General features: G+C 75.5%; 11 protein-coding genes and 1 pseudogene. 3 read left to right on the top strand and 9 right to left on the bottom strand.

The window, feature by feature from the left end; all coding sequences use genetic code 11:
• Positions 1 to 20: 20 nt before the first annotated feature.
• The 7 genes from tgmB to ACGFQC_RS12450 form a co-directional block, all read right to left on the bottom strand.
• Positions 21 to 1,007: an ATP-grasp ribosomal peptide maturase gene (gene tgmB, locus ACGFQC_RS12480; RefSeq protein WP_363090028.1), complete on the bottom strand. Its 987-nt coding sequence runs from the start codon at positions 1,005 to 1,007 to the stop codon at positions 21 to 23.
• Positions 1,008 to 1,021: 14 nt separating this feature from the next.
• Positions 1,022 to 1,213: a putative ATP-grasp-modified RiPP gene (tgmA, locus tag ACGFQC_RS12475; RefSeq protein WP_363090027.1), complete on the bottom strand. Its 192-nt coding sequence runs from the start codon at positions 1,211 to 1,213 to the stop codon at positions 1,022 to 1,024.
• Between the two features lie 236 nt (positions 1,214 to 1,449).
• Positions 1,450 to 1,731 carry a YkvA family protein gene (locus ACGFQC_RS12470; RefSeq protein ID WP_363090026.1) on the bottom strand — a complete coding sequence of 94 codons (282 nt, stop codon included), beginning with the start codon at positions 1,729 to 1,731 and terminating at the stop codon, positions 1,450 to 1,452.
• A gap of 461 nt (positions 1,732 to 2,192) precedes the next feature.
• Entirely contained in the window at positions 2,193 to 4,298 is a 2,106-nt protein-coding gene (locus ACGFQC_RS12465; protein ID WP_363090025.1) for a xanthine dehydrogenase family protein molybdopterin-binding subunit, read from the bottom strand.
• A complete protein-coding gene (locus tag ACGFQC_RS12460) occupies positions 4,295 to 5,305 on the bottom strand; it encodes a xanthine dehydrogenase family protein subunit M (protein ID WP_363090024.1) in 1,011 nt (336 codons plus the stop codon). Before ACGFQC_RS12460 ends, ACGFQC_RS12465 begins: the two co-directional genes overlap by 4 nt.
• The gene (locus tag ACGFQC_RS12455) at positions 5,302 to 5,862 is read right to left on the bottom strand and encodes a 2Fe-2S iron-sulfur cluster-binding protein (protein ID WP_363090023.1); all 561 of its coding nucleotides are present in this window, start codon (positions 5,860 to 5,862) and stop codon (positions 5,302 to 5,304) included. Before ACGFQC_RS12455 ends, ACGFQC_RS12460 begins: the two co-directional genes overlap by 4 nt.
• A gap of 223 nt (positions 5,863 to 6,085) precedes the next feature.
• The gene (locus tag ACGFQC_RS12450) at positions 6,086 to 7,231 is read right to left on the bottom strand and encodes a hypothetical protein (protein WP_363090022.1); all 1,146 of its coding nucleotides are present in this window, start codon (positions 7,229 to 7,231) and stop codon (positions 6,086 to 6,088) included.
• A 764-nt stretch (positions 7,232 to 7,995) separates the two neighbouring features.
• Here ACGFQC_RS12450 and ACGFQC_RS12445 point away from each other — a divergent pair.
• Positions 7,996 to 8,496 carry a roadblock/LC7 domain-containing protein gene (locus ACGFQC_RS12445; RefSeq protein WP_363090021.1) on the top strand — a complete coding sequence of 167 codons (501 nt, stop codon included), beginning with the start codon at positions 7,996 to 7,998 and terminating at the stop codon, positions 8,494 to 8,496.
• Positions 8,497 to 8,566: 70 nt separating this feature from the next.
• Here ACGFQC_RS12445 and ACGFQC_RS12440 read toward each other — a convergent pair whose 3' ends face one another.
• Positions 8,567 to 9,169: a hypothetical protein gene (locus ACGFQC_RS12440; protein ID WP_363090020.1), complete on the bottom strand. Its 603-nt coding sequence runs from the start codon at positions 9,167 to 9,169 to the stop codon at positions 8,567 to 8,569.
• Positions 9,170 to 9,371: 202 nt separating this feature from the next.
• Between ACGFQC_RS12440 and ACGFQC_RS12435 the strand changes: the two genes are divergently transcribed.
• Positions 9,372 to 11,015, top strand: coding sequence for a serine/threonine-protein kinase (locus ACGFQC_RS12435; RefSeq protein WP_363090019.1), 1,644 nt, complete (start codon positions 9,372 to 9,374; stop codon positions 11,013 to 11,015).
• A 232-nt stretch (positions 11,016 to 11,247) separates the two neighbouring features.
• Complete coding sequence (locus ACGFQC_RS12430) at positions 11,248 to 11,502, top strand: hypothetical protein (RefSeq protein WP_363090018.1); 255 nt, start codon at positions 11,248 to 11,250, stop codon at positions 11,500 to 11,502.
• Between the two features lie 106 nt (positions 11,503 to 11,608).
• Here ACGFQC_RS12430 and ACGFQC_RS12425 read toward each other — a convergent pair.
• Positions 11,609 to 12,487, bottom strand: a pseudogene (locus ACGFQC_RS12425) (glucose-6-phosphate isomerase); the annotation flags it as partial.

The following is a 12,487-nucleotide window of genomic DNA, read 5'->3' as shown; positions in this document are numbered from 1 at the left end:
GGCGTCGCCCCCGGCCCGGCTCACGGCACCGCCGAACCACAGCGGTCCGCGTGCCGGGCCTGCCGTCGCGGGGGAGTTCCGGCCAGCCATCCCGCGATGGCGTGGGCGATCGGCTGGCCGGTGTCCACCTCGACGAAGCCGAACTGGCCCGACTGGTTGCACTCCAGGAACCACCACGTGCCGTCGGAGTCCTCCGCGAAGTCGAAGGCGCCGTAGGCCAGTTCCGCCTCGCGCAGATAGGTCCGCACGGCCTCGGCCAGGCGCGGCGGGACGTCGACCGGGCGCCATGGCGTGGTGGACGGCGCGAAGCGCACGTCCACCACCTCCGGGTCGCCGTCGCCGCAGGCCTCCTTACGGGCGGCCAGCAGCTGCTCGCCCACCGCCGTCAGCCGGATGTCGGCCCGCTTGGCCACCCGCCGCTGCAGCAGGGTCGGGCCGTAGGCGACGGCGGCGAAGTCGGTGCCGGGCGGGACCCGGGTGGTGGGCACCGCCCGGGGTGGGTCCTGCGGATGCGCCCCGGACACCGGCTTGACCACCAGGTCGGGGTACCGCTCGGCGAAGTCCCGCGCCGCCTGCGGGAACGTGGTGATGAGGGTGGCCGGCACGGGCAGCCCGCTGCGCTGGGCCAGCCGTAGCTGCCACGGCTTGTGCCGGGCCCGCCGGGACGCGTCCGGATGGTTCATCCAGCGTGCCTCACCGCCGCGCAGCATCCCGTACAGCGCCTGCGAGGCCTCCTCCGTGAGCCACGCGGACGGGTCGGGGGCGCGGGCCGCCGCCGCGCCGGGCCGGCGGACCCACACCGAGCGCAGCGAGTCGATGCTCACCAGTCGTCCCGCGGACGACAGATGGCCCCGGAAGGCGCCGTGCACGTACTCCCCGGAGAGCGCGACGGAACCGGTCAGGTCGGCGGGATCGAGCCGCACGACGGGAACGCCGGCGGCGTTCAGGTGCACGACCACCATGTCCGCCGTGACGTCCTCTTCACTGGTGAGGATGAGCACGGTCATCTCGGCCGCCGCTCTCAGTCGTCGAAGTGCGTCTTGGAGCCCGCTGTGGAGGTCGTCGTCCCGAGCTCTCTCAGCAGGGCGTGGTCGCGGGCGGCGATCCGGCCGTCGAGGAGCACGTTCAACTGCATTCCTGGGTCATAGGCGTACGGAGTGGTGAACTCCAACTCCGCTGCCGGGCGTGCGTAGTTGAGCGCGAACGGTTGCATCGTCTCTCCCTCGTCGGTACTGCGTCGATCAAGCGGTGCCGCCGTGCGACGTCACTCGGGCCCGCTGCTGTGGTGCGACCTTCAGTCACTCGGTGGTGTGACCTTCAGTCACTTATACGAATCGAACGGGTGGTTGGTTTCCTTACTCTCCGTGACCGCTGCCGGGTCGGGCCGGGCACAGGGAGCTGAGCAGGGGCGATGAGCCTCGTGCAGGGTGAAAACGTCTTCCCGAGCGGTCAGTTGGCGGTGTCCGCGGGGCCGGGGGTGCGGCGCAGCGAGCGCAGGGCGAGGAGCAGGACACCGATGTCGTCGAGGTAGACCGGGTCGGGCAGCAGGTCGGCCGGGAGGACGAAGTACGCGACCGCGCCCCAGAACACCCAGCGCGGTCCGGTCGGCAGACCCGCCTGCCGGAGGCCGCGCCGGGCCCGGACCAGCCGCACCATGACGGTGGCGGCCACGGCGAACAGCGCCACCGCCACTACCGCGGCGACGGTGACGAGCGTGGTGGTCGCATCCACGGGCCCTCCCTGTGCGCGGTCCCTCGCGCGGTGTCCGGTGGTTCCCCGACTGTCGATTTCCCCGTTCTCGTCTGCCGAATGCCCCGACGGAAGGAGGCGAATCGCGCCGACCGGGTGTCGTTCGACACGCCCGTGCGCCCGCCCCGGACGGCCGCGACGCGCTCACACGGCTGCCGCGTCCCAGCGGTGGGAGGCGACGGGGCCCGTGGCAACGGTCGGGGGCACGCGGCGTGTCGCTCTCGGCTCCCTCCGCGGGTGACGGCCGCGACCCGCGGAGAGAGCCGAGCACGATCACCCGCTCCGTACGGCCACCCGGTTCGGACGGTGCCGTTCCGCCCCTCACACCCCTCACCGGCGCGGACCGCGTCTCCCGCCGGCAGACGCCACGCGGTCCCCGGCAAAGGACGTCCGCACCACCCGCCCCGCCCGCGCGGACCCACGTGGCCGGGGCGGGCGCCGCCTCAGTGGCCGGACTCCAGCAGCGCGGTGAGCACCACGTCCGGGGTGAGGGGGAGTTCACGGAAACGGACACCGGTGGCGTGGTGGACCGCGTTGCCCACCGCGGCGGCCGTGCCGACGACGCCGATCTCCCCGATGCCCTTGCTGCCCATGGGGTTGAGGTGCGGGTCGTCCTCCTCGACCCAGTGCGCCTCGACGTCCGGCACGTCCGCGTGCGCGGGCACGTGGTACGACGCCAGGTCGGACTCCGCGAAGTCGCCGAACGCGGCGTCCACCGTGCTGCCCTCGGTCAGCGCCATGCCCAGGCCCATGACCATGCCGCCGACGAACTGGGAGCGGGCGGTGCGGGCGTTGAGGATGCGCCCCGCCGCGTACACCCCGAGCAGTCGGCGGGCCCGCACCTCGCCGGTCACCGTGTCCACGGCGACCTCCGCGAAGTGCGCCCCGAACGCGTGCCGGGCGTAACCGGAGTCCGCGTCGGCCGTACCGGTGGTGTCGGCGTGTTCGACCAGGCCGTGCTCGGACACGGGCCCCGGGAAGGCGGCCAGCCGGTGCGCGAGCCGGACGCACGCCTCGTGGACCGGCCCGCCCCAGGACGCCGTACCGGAGGAGCCGCCGGCCAGCGGGGCGGACGGCAGGTCGCTGCTGCCGAGCCGGACCCGGACCCGCTCCAGGGGCACGTCGAGGGCGTCCGCCGCGATCTGCGCGAGGACGGTACGCGCCCCGGTGCCGATGTCGGTGGCGTTGACCTCGACGAGGAAACTCCCGTCGGGCAGGGCGCGGGCCGCCGCGGTCGACGGCGACACCAGCACCGGGTAGGTAGCGGCGGCCACGCCCGTCCCGACCAGCAGCGGGCCCCGCCGGCCGGAGCGCGGCCGCGGATCGCGCCGCTCCCACCCGAACCTGCGCGCCCCCTCGCGCAGGCACTCGACGAGGTGACGGCTGCTGAACGGCCGGCCGCTGTCCGGTTCCGTAGCCGGCTCGTTGCGCACCCGCAGCTCGACGGGGTCCATGCCCAGTTCCACCGCGAGTTCGTCCACGGCCGACTCCAGCGCGTACATGCCCGGCGCCTCCCCGGGCGCCCGCATCCAGGAGGGGCTCGGCACGTCGAGGGGGACCACGCGGTGCGCCGTACGGCTGTGCGGGGCGGCGTACATGACGCGGGCCGGTACCGCCGCCTGCTCCACGAACTCCTTCACGCGGGAGGTGTGCGTGGTGACCTCGTGCTCCAGGCAGGTCAGCCGGCCGTCGGCGTCCGCGCCCAGGCGCAGCCGGTGCAGGGTCGGCGCCCGGTGCCCGACCACCGAGGGCAGGAAGCGGCGCGGCAGCGCGACCGTGACCTGCCGCCCGGTGTGCCGCAGCGCGGCCATCACGGCGAGCACCACGTCCGGCCGGGGCGTGCCCTTGGAGCCGAAGCCGCCGCCGACGTGCTCGGCGACGACGGTGACCCGCTCCCCGGCCAGACCGAACAGAGCGGCGAGCACGTCCCGTACGGTCGTGGTGCCCTGGCTGGAGGTGCGCACCGTGAGGTGCTCCCCGTCCCAGTGCGCGGTGCTGGCGTGCGGCTCCATGGGGTGGTTGTGCAGGGGCGGCACCCGGTAGCCGACGTCGACCCGGACGGCCGCCGACGCGAACGCCTCCCGCGGCCGTCCGCGCTCGCGGACCGCCGGGTGCCCGCCGTTGGCCTCCTCGGGCTCGTAGGCGTCCGGGTGCGCCACGGACAGCGCGACGTCGTGCGGCTCCGCCGCACAGTCGACGCGGACGGCGGCGGCGCCGGCCCGCGCGGCCTCCGGGCTGTCCGCCACCACCAGGGCGACGAACCAGCCCCGGTGCGGCACACGGTCGTCCTGGAGCACGGCGAGGATCGGATCGTCCGGCTCGGCGAGCCGCGGCGCGTTCTCGTGGGTGAGCACGGACACGACGCCGGGCAGGCCGAGCGCGGCCGAGGCGTCCACCCCCGTCACCCGGCCGCGGGCGACCCCGGCGGGCACCGGACGGGCGAACAGCCGCCCGGGGGCGGGGAACTCGGCGGCGTAGCGGGCGGTGCCGGTGACCTTCTCGCGGCCTTCGCGGCGCTCGGCCGGAGCGCCCGTGGCGGGTGGCCTCACGCGTCCTCCCCGTGCGGTGCCGGGCCGCCGTGCGCGAGCCGGTCGAGGACGTCGACGGCGAGATTCCGCGCGAGGGACACCTTGTAGGCGTTGCCGGGCAGCGGCCGGGCCTGCTCCAGTTCGAGGCCGACGGCACGCTCGCACGCCGCCCCGGTCGGTGCCGCCCCCACGAGCGCCTCCTCGGCCCGCCGGGCCCGCCAGGGCCGGTGCGCCAGCCCTCCGAACGCGATCCCCGCGTGCGCGACCACGCCGTCCGACACCCCGAGGACCACCGCCACGGAGGCCAGCGCGAAGGCGTACGACGCCCGGTCGCGCGCCTTGCGGTACGCGGACGGCACCCCGGCCGCGGCGGCCGGCAGCAGGACCGCGGTCACCAGCTCGCCCGGCTCCACCACGGAGTCCCGCTCCGGGTGGTCCCCGGGCAGCCGGTGGAACTCCGCCGCGGGCACCCGCCGTACGCCCGCGAGGCCGTACAGCTCGACCTCGGCGTCCAGCGCGGCCAGGGCGACCGCCATGTCCGAGGGATGGGTGGCGACGCAGTGCTCGGAGTGGCCGAGCACCGCGTGATCGCGGTGCACACCGGCCAGGGCGCCGCAGCCACTGCCCGGCTCCCGCTTGTTGCAGGGCTTGGACACGTCCTGGAAGTACGGGCAGCGGGTGCGCTGGAGCAGGTTCCCGCCGGTCGTCGCGGCGTTGCGCAGCTGACCGGAGGCCCCGGCGAGCAGCGCCTGCGACAGGACGGGGTAGCGCTCGCGGACCAGCGGGTGCGCCGCCAGGTCGCTGTTGCGCACCAGCGCGCCGACCCGCAGCGAACCGTCCGGCAGCTCCGTCACCCCGCCCATGGGCAGCCGGGTGACGTCGACGAGGGCGGTGGGCTGCTCGACGCCGAGTTTCATCAGGTCGACGAGGTTGGTGCCGCCGCCCAGGTAGCGGGCGCCGGGGTGGGAGGCGTAGGCGTCGGCCGCCTCGGCGAGACTGCCGGCCCGTACGTAGGCGAAGGGCTTCACCGGATCACGTCCTCGACCGCGTCGACGATGCGGGGATACGCCCCGCACCGGCACAGGTTGCCGCTGAGCCGCTCGCGGATCTCGTCCCGGTCGAGCGGCACCGGACCGCGGACCGCTCCCGCGCCGGTGACGTGCGAGGGATGGCCGGCCTCCGCCTCGGCGAGGGCGCCGACCGCGGAGCAGATCTGCCCCGGCGTGCAGTAACCGCACTGGAAGGCGTCGCGGGCCAGGAAGGCCCGCTGGAGCGGGTGCGGCTCCTCGCCGTCACCCGACAGTCCCTCGACGGTCGTCACGTCGCAGCCGTCGGCGGCCACCGCGAGCAGCAGGCAGCTGTTCACCCGCCGGCCGTCGACCAGGACCGTGCAGGCGCCGCACTGGCCGTGGTCGCAGCCCTTCTTGGCGCCGGTGAGGTCCAGGTCCTCCCGCAGGAGGTCCAGCAGGACGCGCCGGTGGTCCACCGTCAGGGTGTGCGGCTTGCCGTTGACCCGCAGGGTCGTCCCGGAGCGGTGCGGAGGCGGTGCGCCGGCGCCGTGCGCGGGTTGCTGCTCGCTGCCCATGTCGTGGACCCCTTCGCTCGTGGATCCCTGATCCCCTCAAAGACCCGTCGTGCCGTGGGGACCGCGTATCCAGCGGACGGCACTCGACACGTCCCGGAAGGCGGGAAACGGCCGCCGGGCGGGCCGGGGCGGGCGGGCCCCGGGCCAGGGTGGGGCGGGCAAGGGTGGGGCGGGCCAGGGCGGGGGCCGGCACCGGGCAAGGGCGGGCGGGCCAGGGCTCGGGCTATCCGGCCTCGTCGCCGGCCGGCCCCCGCTCCCGCGGGCTCTCGGCGGTGGCCGGGCGCAGGCCCTTCGCCGTCTCGCGGAGGCGTTCCAGGGTCCGGCCCAGCTGCTGGAACGGCGAGCCGGCGGGCCTGGCGGCCGGCTGCGCGGGCTCGCCCGGCCCGGCCGCCTCCCGGTAGGCCTTCAGCGCCTCGTGCGCCTGCTCGGCGGCCTCCCGGTACAGGTCACGGGACTGCGTCATCGCCTCCAGCGCCTCCCGGTACCTGACCACGAGGCCGCGCTCGCGGGCCAGCTCCTCCTCCAGCGTCAGCAGCCGCCACTCGTCCCGCAGCGCGGTCAGCGCGGCCTCGCCGCCGTCCGGGAGCGACTTGGGCAGGGCGGCGAACCGGGTCACCGCGTCCAGCAGCTCGGTGGGGTGCGTGCCGTCCAGGAAGACGCTGCGCACCGTGAAGTCGGCGGCCTCGTACCCGGCCGGGGCCGGGGACCCCGGCAGCACCAGCGCGCCGCCGCGGGGCAGCTCCACGCCGAACTCGCGCAGCGCCCAGTTCGCGGTCCGCAGCTGGTGCGGTGCCGCACGGTGCTCCACGACCCGGTGGTGCAGTCCGGGCGGCAGCAGCGGGATCAGGGAGCGGCGGCCCCGCTCGTCGGGGGTCATGGCCTCGTGCACCAGCAGGTCGATGGTCCAGGCGTCCCGCTGGGCGCCGCGCAGCACCCGCCGCAGTTCCTTGTCGTCCGCCGGGAGCGGGCTGACGTCGAGGTAGCGTCCGCCGGTGACCGTCTCCTGGCCCCACGGGGAATCCTTCTCCCAGGACCAGAACATGCCGGCCGGCGACGGCCAGCGCAGGTCCCACGGCCGCTCCGCCTCCGCGGCCAGCGTCCATTCCTGTCCGCGCCCGGACCACTCGCCGAGCGTCAGCCGGGCCCGCACGGTGATGTCGTCGAGCACCTGCCAACGGGCTTCGAAGACCAGTTCGCCCTCGGCGGTGTCGGCGTCGGGGACCTCCAGGAAGTCCTGGAGCGTGCCGGCGTCCTTGAGCGACCGGAGGTTCTTGCGCAGGACGTCCGGCGCGGTCGGACCGGTGTGGCGGCCGCGGGTCAGCCACACCGTGGAGGGCGTCGGGGCCGGGACGGTCGGGGAGGTGAGCATGAGTCCCTTCGTGAGGAGCGGGACGACGGGGGAGTGCCAGTATCGCCGTCGCGGCGGGCGGGTGATCAAGCGGGGGTCGGCGCAAAACAGGTCGTGGCGCGCATTCCCGCCCGGGCCCCGCGTCACGCGTGGAGCGGGGCACCTGGGCGACCCTCGCGCCACGTGTACGCGCCGACCCGGCGGGGCGGGCAGCGGCACGGCACCCGGCCGACCGTACGCAGGAGGAACGCACCGGTGGAACCCGGTCTCACAGGACGGACCGTGCCGGAGCCGGACCCCTCCCAGGGTATCGGCGCGGCGACCGCCACCGGCCCGGCCCACGCCGGAGCCGTCGTGGGTGTCGGCGGACGGGCGGCGCGCTGCGCGTGGACGGCCGGTACGGCTGCTACGGCCGGCACGTCGAGGCCGGTGCCGCCGCGACCCGTGCGCGGCCCGCGCACGGGGTGTGCGGCGTTCACCACGGACGCGGGCGCGCACCCGTGGTCCCCGCCGCGGCGGCCGCCGACAATCGACCCGGCGGACAGGGCTCGCCCACCATCCGCGTCGGGGCGGGCCCTGTCCCCGTGCCCGGAACAGCCTCCCGCGGGGCCCGCGGACCGCTTCCCGGGACCGGGCCGCACGTTCCAGAGGAAAATGCCAAAGCGTCCACCCGGGACCGCCACTTTCCGTAACCTCGGGGTCACGCCCTCGGTGGCCGCCCGCTGCCGGGCCCCGCCGGGCCGGTGACCGCCGCGCCGTCGACTCGCGCCGAAAGGAGACTGGTCATGGCCGTCGAGGCCGAGGTCCTCAACGAACTGCACCGGTTGCGCACCCGCATGCCCCAGCTGACGGGGGCGCTGGCGGCCAGCGTCGACGGGTTCGTCCTCGCCCAGGACATGCCCGGCGTGCAGCCGGAGAGCCTCGCGGCCCTCACCGCGGCCGCCCTCGGTGTCAGCCACCGCCTGGTGGACCTCACGGCGCGGGGCGAGTTCCGCGAACTCCTCGTGCGCGGGGCCGGGGGTTACGTCGCCACGTACGCGGCCGGCCCCACCGCCGTCCTCACCCTGCTCGCCGACGACCGCGCCAATGTCGGCCGCCTGCACCTCGAAGGCCGGCGCAGCGGCGCCCACATCGCCGGCCTGATGGCGGGCGGACCCACACCGGAACCGGCACACCCGGCCGTCCCCACCGTCCCGCCCCCACCCGAGAACCTCGCCCCGGGCGTCCTGCCGATGCGCATCCCCCGGCAGTTCAGACCCCAGCGGGGTTCGGAGTACGGCGGCTGAACCGGCCGCGGACCGCACCGCGGGGCGGGCCTGCGCCCCTCACCCCCGGCCCCCGCACCACGGAGCAGGCCTACGCGCCGCCGCTCCCCGCCCGTCCCCGGCGGCGGTCGGCGCCGCGCCGTCGGCCCACGACCCGCTCCGCGCCGCCCGGGTTCGCGCCGGGTGCGCTGAAGCCGCCGGGCACCAGCCGCGGCGGTGCCACGGCCGCGGCCGGCGGCGGGCCGACGTCCACCGAGCGTGGGCCGGCCGGGCCCGGACCGCCGGCGTGGGCGGGCGGCGGCGTCGCACGGCCGATGATCCGGGTGTGCGGCATCAGGGCGGCGCAGGCGGAGCAGACCTCGCTGAGCGTCCACACCTGGCCCACGGCCGGGTCGTGCCGCAGCACCAGCAGGACCGCGCCCGCGCAGACGATCCGCGTGTCCTCGTGCAGGGCGCACTGCTCGCGCCGGCACCCGCAGGCGGCGTCGTGGCGCACCGACGCCGCCCGTGCGTGCGCGGCGGCGTGGGCTTCGGCGAAGCGGCGCAGGGCCGCGAGATCGCGCGTGCGCGACGGCATCGCGCACGCGGAGGAACAGGTGACCGACGCGGTGCGGTCCCGGTGCCCGACCACACGAATGGTCCAGGAGCGGCCGGGACGGCGGGCTGACGGCGCCTCGGGGAACGTTTGAGCCAAGACCAGATGTCCTTCGTGCGACGCGGGCGGGGAGAGGGGAAGGGCACTGCGTTCCGGTTCCGGCACGGCCCACCGGAGGTGACCTCGTCCAGAGCATGCCCGTGCCCCCACGACGCCATTCGCGCCGAGCCCGTACGGCAGGCGCACGGGGAGGTCACACCGGGGCACGGGCGGGCGCGCCGAAGCCCTAAGCTGCCCTTCCATGAGCACAGGGGGATCCGACAGACGGGTCGTGGACGGCCGGTTCGAACTGGTCGAACGGCTCGGCGGCGGGGGAATGGGCTGGGTGTGGCGGGCGCACGACCTCGCGTTGCACCGCGACGTCGCCGTGAAGGAGGTGCGGCCCCCCGATCCGGACCTGGCCGAGTACGACCCGCAGGGCGCCCGCACGCTGCGCGAGCGCGTCCTGCGGGAGGCCCGCGCGCTGGCCCGCGTCCACCACCCCAACGTCGTCACCATCCACCACATCGTCGACGGCGGGGACGACACGTACCCGTGGATCGTGATGGAGCTGGTGGAGGGCGGTTCGCTCCAGGACCGCCTGGAGCGCGGCACCTTGACGCCCGCCGAGGCCGCGCGCCTGGGCCGCGAGGTGCTGTCCGCGCTGCGCGCCGCGCACGCCGTCGGCATCGAGCACCGCGACGTGAAGCCGGCCAACGTCCTGCTGCGCCCCGACGGCCGGCCCGTGCTGACCGACTTCGGCATCGCCGCCGTCCGCGAGTCCGTCGGCCTCACCGCCACCGGGGCCGTCATCGGCTCACCCGACTTCATGGCCCCCGAGCGCGTCAGCGGCAAGGAGGGCGGCCCCGCCGCCGACCTGTGGTCCCTGGCGATGCTGCTGTACGTCGCCGTCGAGGGCCACCACCCGCTGCGCCGCGGCAGCACGCTCGCCACGCTGGCCGCCGTACTCGGCGAGGACGTGCCCGCACCCCGGCGGGCCGGGCCGCTGACCCCCGTCCTGACCGCCCTGCTCGTGCGGGAGCCGCGGGGCCGCCCCGACGCGGAGCAGGTCGACCGGATGCTGGCCGCCGTCACCGACGGGCCGGCTCCCCGGGCGGCGGTGGACGACCCCGCCCCCTCGCGGACCTCCTATCCGCTCGCGCCCCCCGCTCCGGCGAACCCGGCCACGGGACCCCTCCCGGACCGGGGCACCGCCGTCCCCCACGGCACCGCGGTCCCCGGACCGCGCCGGCCGCGCCGCGCCCGCGGGGCGGTGATCGCCGCGGCCGCCGTGAGCACGGTGCTCACCGGTGTGCTCGTGTGGGCGCTGCTCCCGGACGCGGGCGGGGACACCGACACCCCGGCCGCGCCGCGCGGCACCGCGTCCCGGACCACCGGGACGGCGACCACGTCCCCGAGCGCCGCGCCCGTGGACGGCACCGGTGACCGCACCGACCTCCTCAGCGCCGACGGCCTGCGCGGGGCCGTGGCGAAGCTGACGGACGCGACGGGCGGCTCGAAGGTCACCAGCCTGGTCGTGTACGAGGAGTACGCCATCGCCACCGCCCCCGTGCCGGGCCGCCCCAAGCTGTACGACCGCTACATGTACCGGGGCGCGGACGTGGCGGTGAAGTTCGGACCCGGCGGCACGATCACCGACGGCTCGGTCCCCGTCGACCTCGACGACGTCACCTGGGACGCCGTGCCCGCGCTGCTCACCAAGGCCGCCCGCACCCTCGGCGTGTCCGACCCCACCAGCCGCTACCTGATCGTCAACCCGGCCTCCACCCTGTTCGACAGCGACCCGAACCTGAGCGTCTACCTCTCCGACGAGTACGGCAGCGCCTACCTGAAGGCCGACCTCCGCGGCCGGGTCGTCGAGACCCACCCGCGGGACGACGGATAGCCCCGGCGGCGTCCGTGACGCCGGTCCGCGGCCCTCTCCACTTGCGGTGCATCCGGCGCCGCGCTTCGGTTGAAGTGACCCGTCGCCGCACCGGGAGCTGCTCCTGTCGATGCCGTCGCCGGGTGGTGGTCCGTCCGGCGACCCGCGCGTCGCCGATGCGGCACGACTCCCTCCGGCGCACCGTGCGCAGCGGCCGCGCGGACGCGGCGGAGGAGAAGGAGGGCGAGACGGTATGACGCATCACAAATCCAACCGCGCCGTCGAGGGCGATCCGTACTCCGGCCACGGCAGAGGGCTGCCCCGGCGGCCCGACGACGAGGAACTCGCGCGGCGCACCACCCTGGACCGACAGGAGGCGGGCCTGCCGGACGGGCCCGCGGAGAACCCCGACCTCGTGTACCGGGAGGTGCACGAGGCGGTCGATCACGCGGTGGACAACGGGATGATCCCGGGAGCCACCGCCACCCGGCGGACGAGGGAGGACTGAGCGCACGGCGCGGGGGGGGGGGGGGGGGGGGGGGGGCCCCCCCCCCCCCCCCCCCCCCCCCCCCCCCCCCCACTCGTCGTCGGCCGTCACTCGACCGGGCCGGCCGTCAGCGGCCGCGCAGTTCCCGGTACGTCGCGACGAGGGCCTTCGTGGAGGGGTCCAGGCCGGGGACGTCGGTGCCTTCGGTGAGGGCGGGTTCGACGCGCTTGGCGAGGACCTTGCCGAGTTCGACGCCCCACTGGTCGAAGGAGTCGATGTCCCAGACCGCGCCCTGGACGAACACCTTGTGCTCGTACAGGGCGATGAGCTGGCCGAGCACCGACGGGGTCAGCTCGGCGGCGAGGATCGTGGTGGTGGGGTGGTCGCCCCGGAACGCCTTGTGGGCCACCAGGTGCTCGGGCACCCCCTCGGCGCGTACCTCGTCGGGAGTCTTGCCGAAGGCCAGCGCCTGCGTCTGCGCGAAGAAGTTCGCCATCAACAGGTCGTGCTGCGCCGCGAGTCGCGCGCTCAGCTCGCCGACGGGACGGGCGAAGCCGATGAAGTCCGCCGGGATCAGCTTCGTACCCTGGTGGATCAACTGGTAGTAGGCGTGCTGCCCGTTGGTGCCCGGCGTGCCCCACACCACCGGACCCGTCTGCCACCCCACCGGCCGGCCCTGCCGGTCCACCGACTTGCCGTTGGACTCCATGTCGAGCTGCTGCAGATACGCGGTGAACTTCGACAGGTAGTGGCTGTAGGGCAGCACCGCGTGCGACTGCGCGCCCAGGAAGTTGCCGTACCAGATGCCCAGCAGACCCAGCAGCAGCGGGGCGTTGGCCTCGGCCGGAGCGGTGCGGAAGTGCTCGTCCACCAGGTGGAAGCCGTCCAGCATCTCGCGGAAGCGGTCCGCGCCGATGGCGATCATCAACGACAGGCCGATCGCCGAGTCGAACGAGTACCGGCCCCCCACCCAGTCCCAGAACTCGAACATGTTCGCCGTGTCGAT

The sequence above is a fragment of the Streptomyces sp. NPDC048734 genome, from assembly GCF_043198675.1.
Classification (GTDB): domain Bacteria; phylum Actinomycetota; class Actinomycetes; order Streptomycetales; family Streptomycetaceae; genus Streptomyces.
The sequence above is the reverse complement of the archived record's forward strand: the minus strand, read 5'-3'. Positions and strand labels throughout refer to the sequence as shown.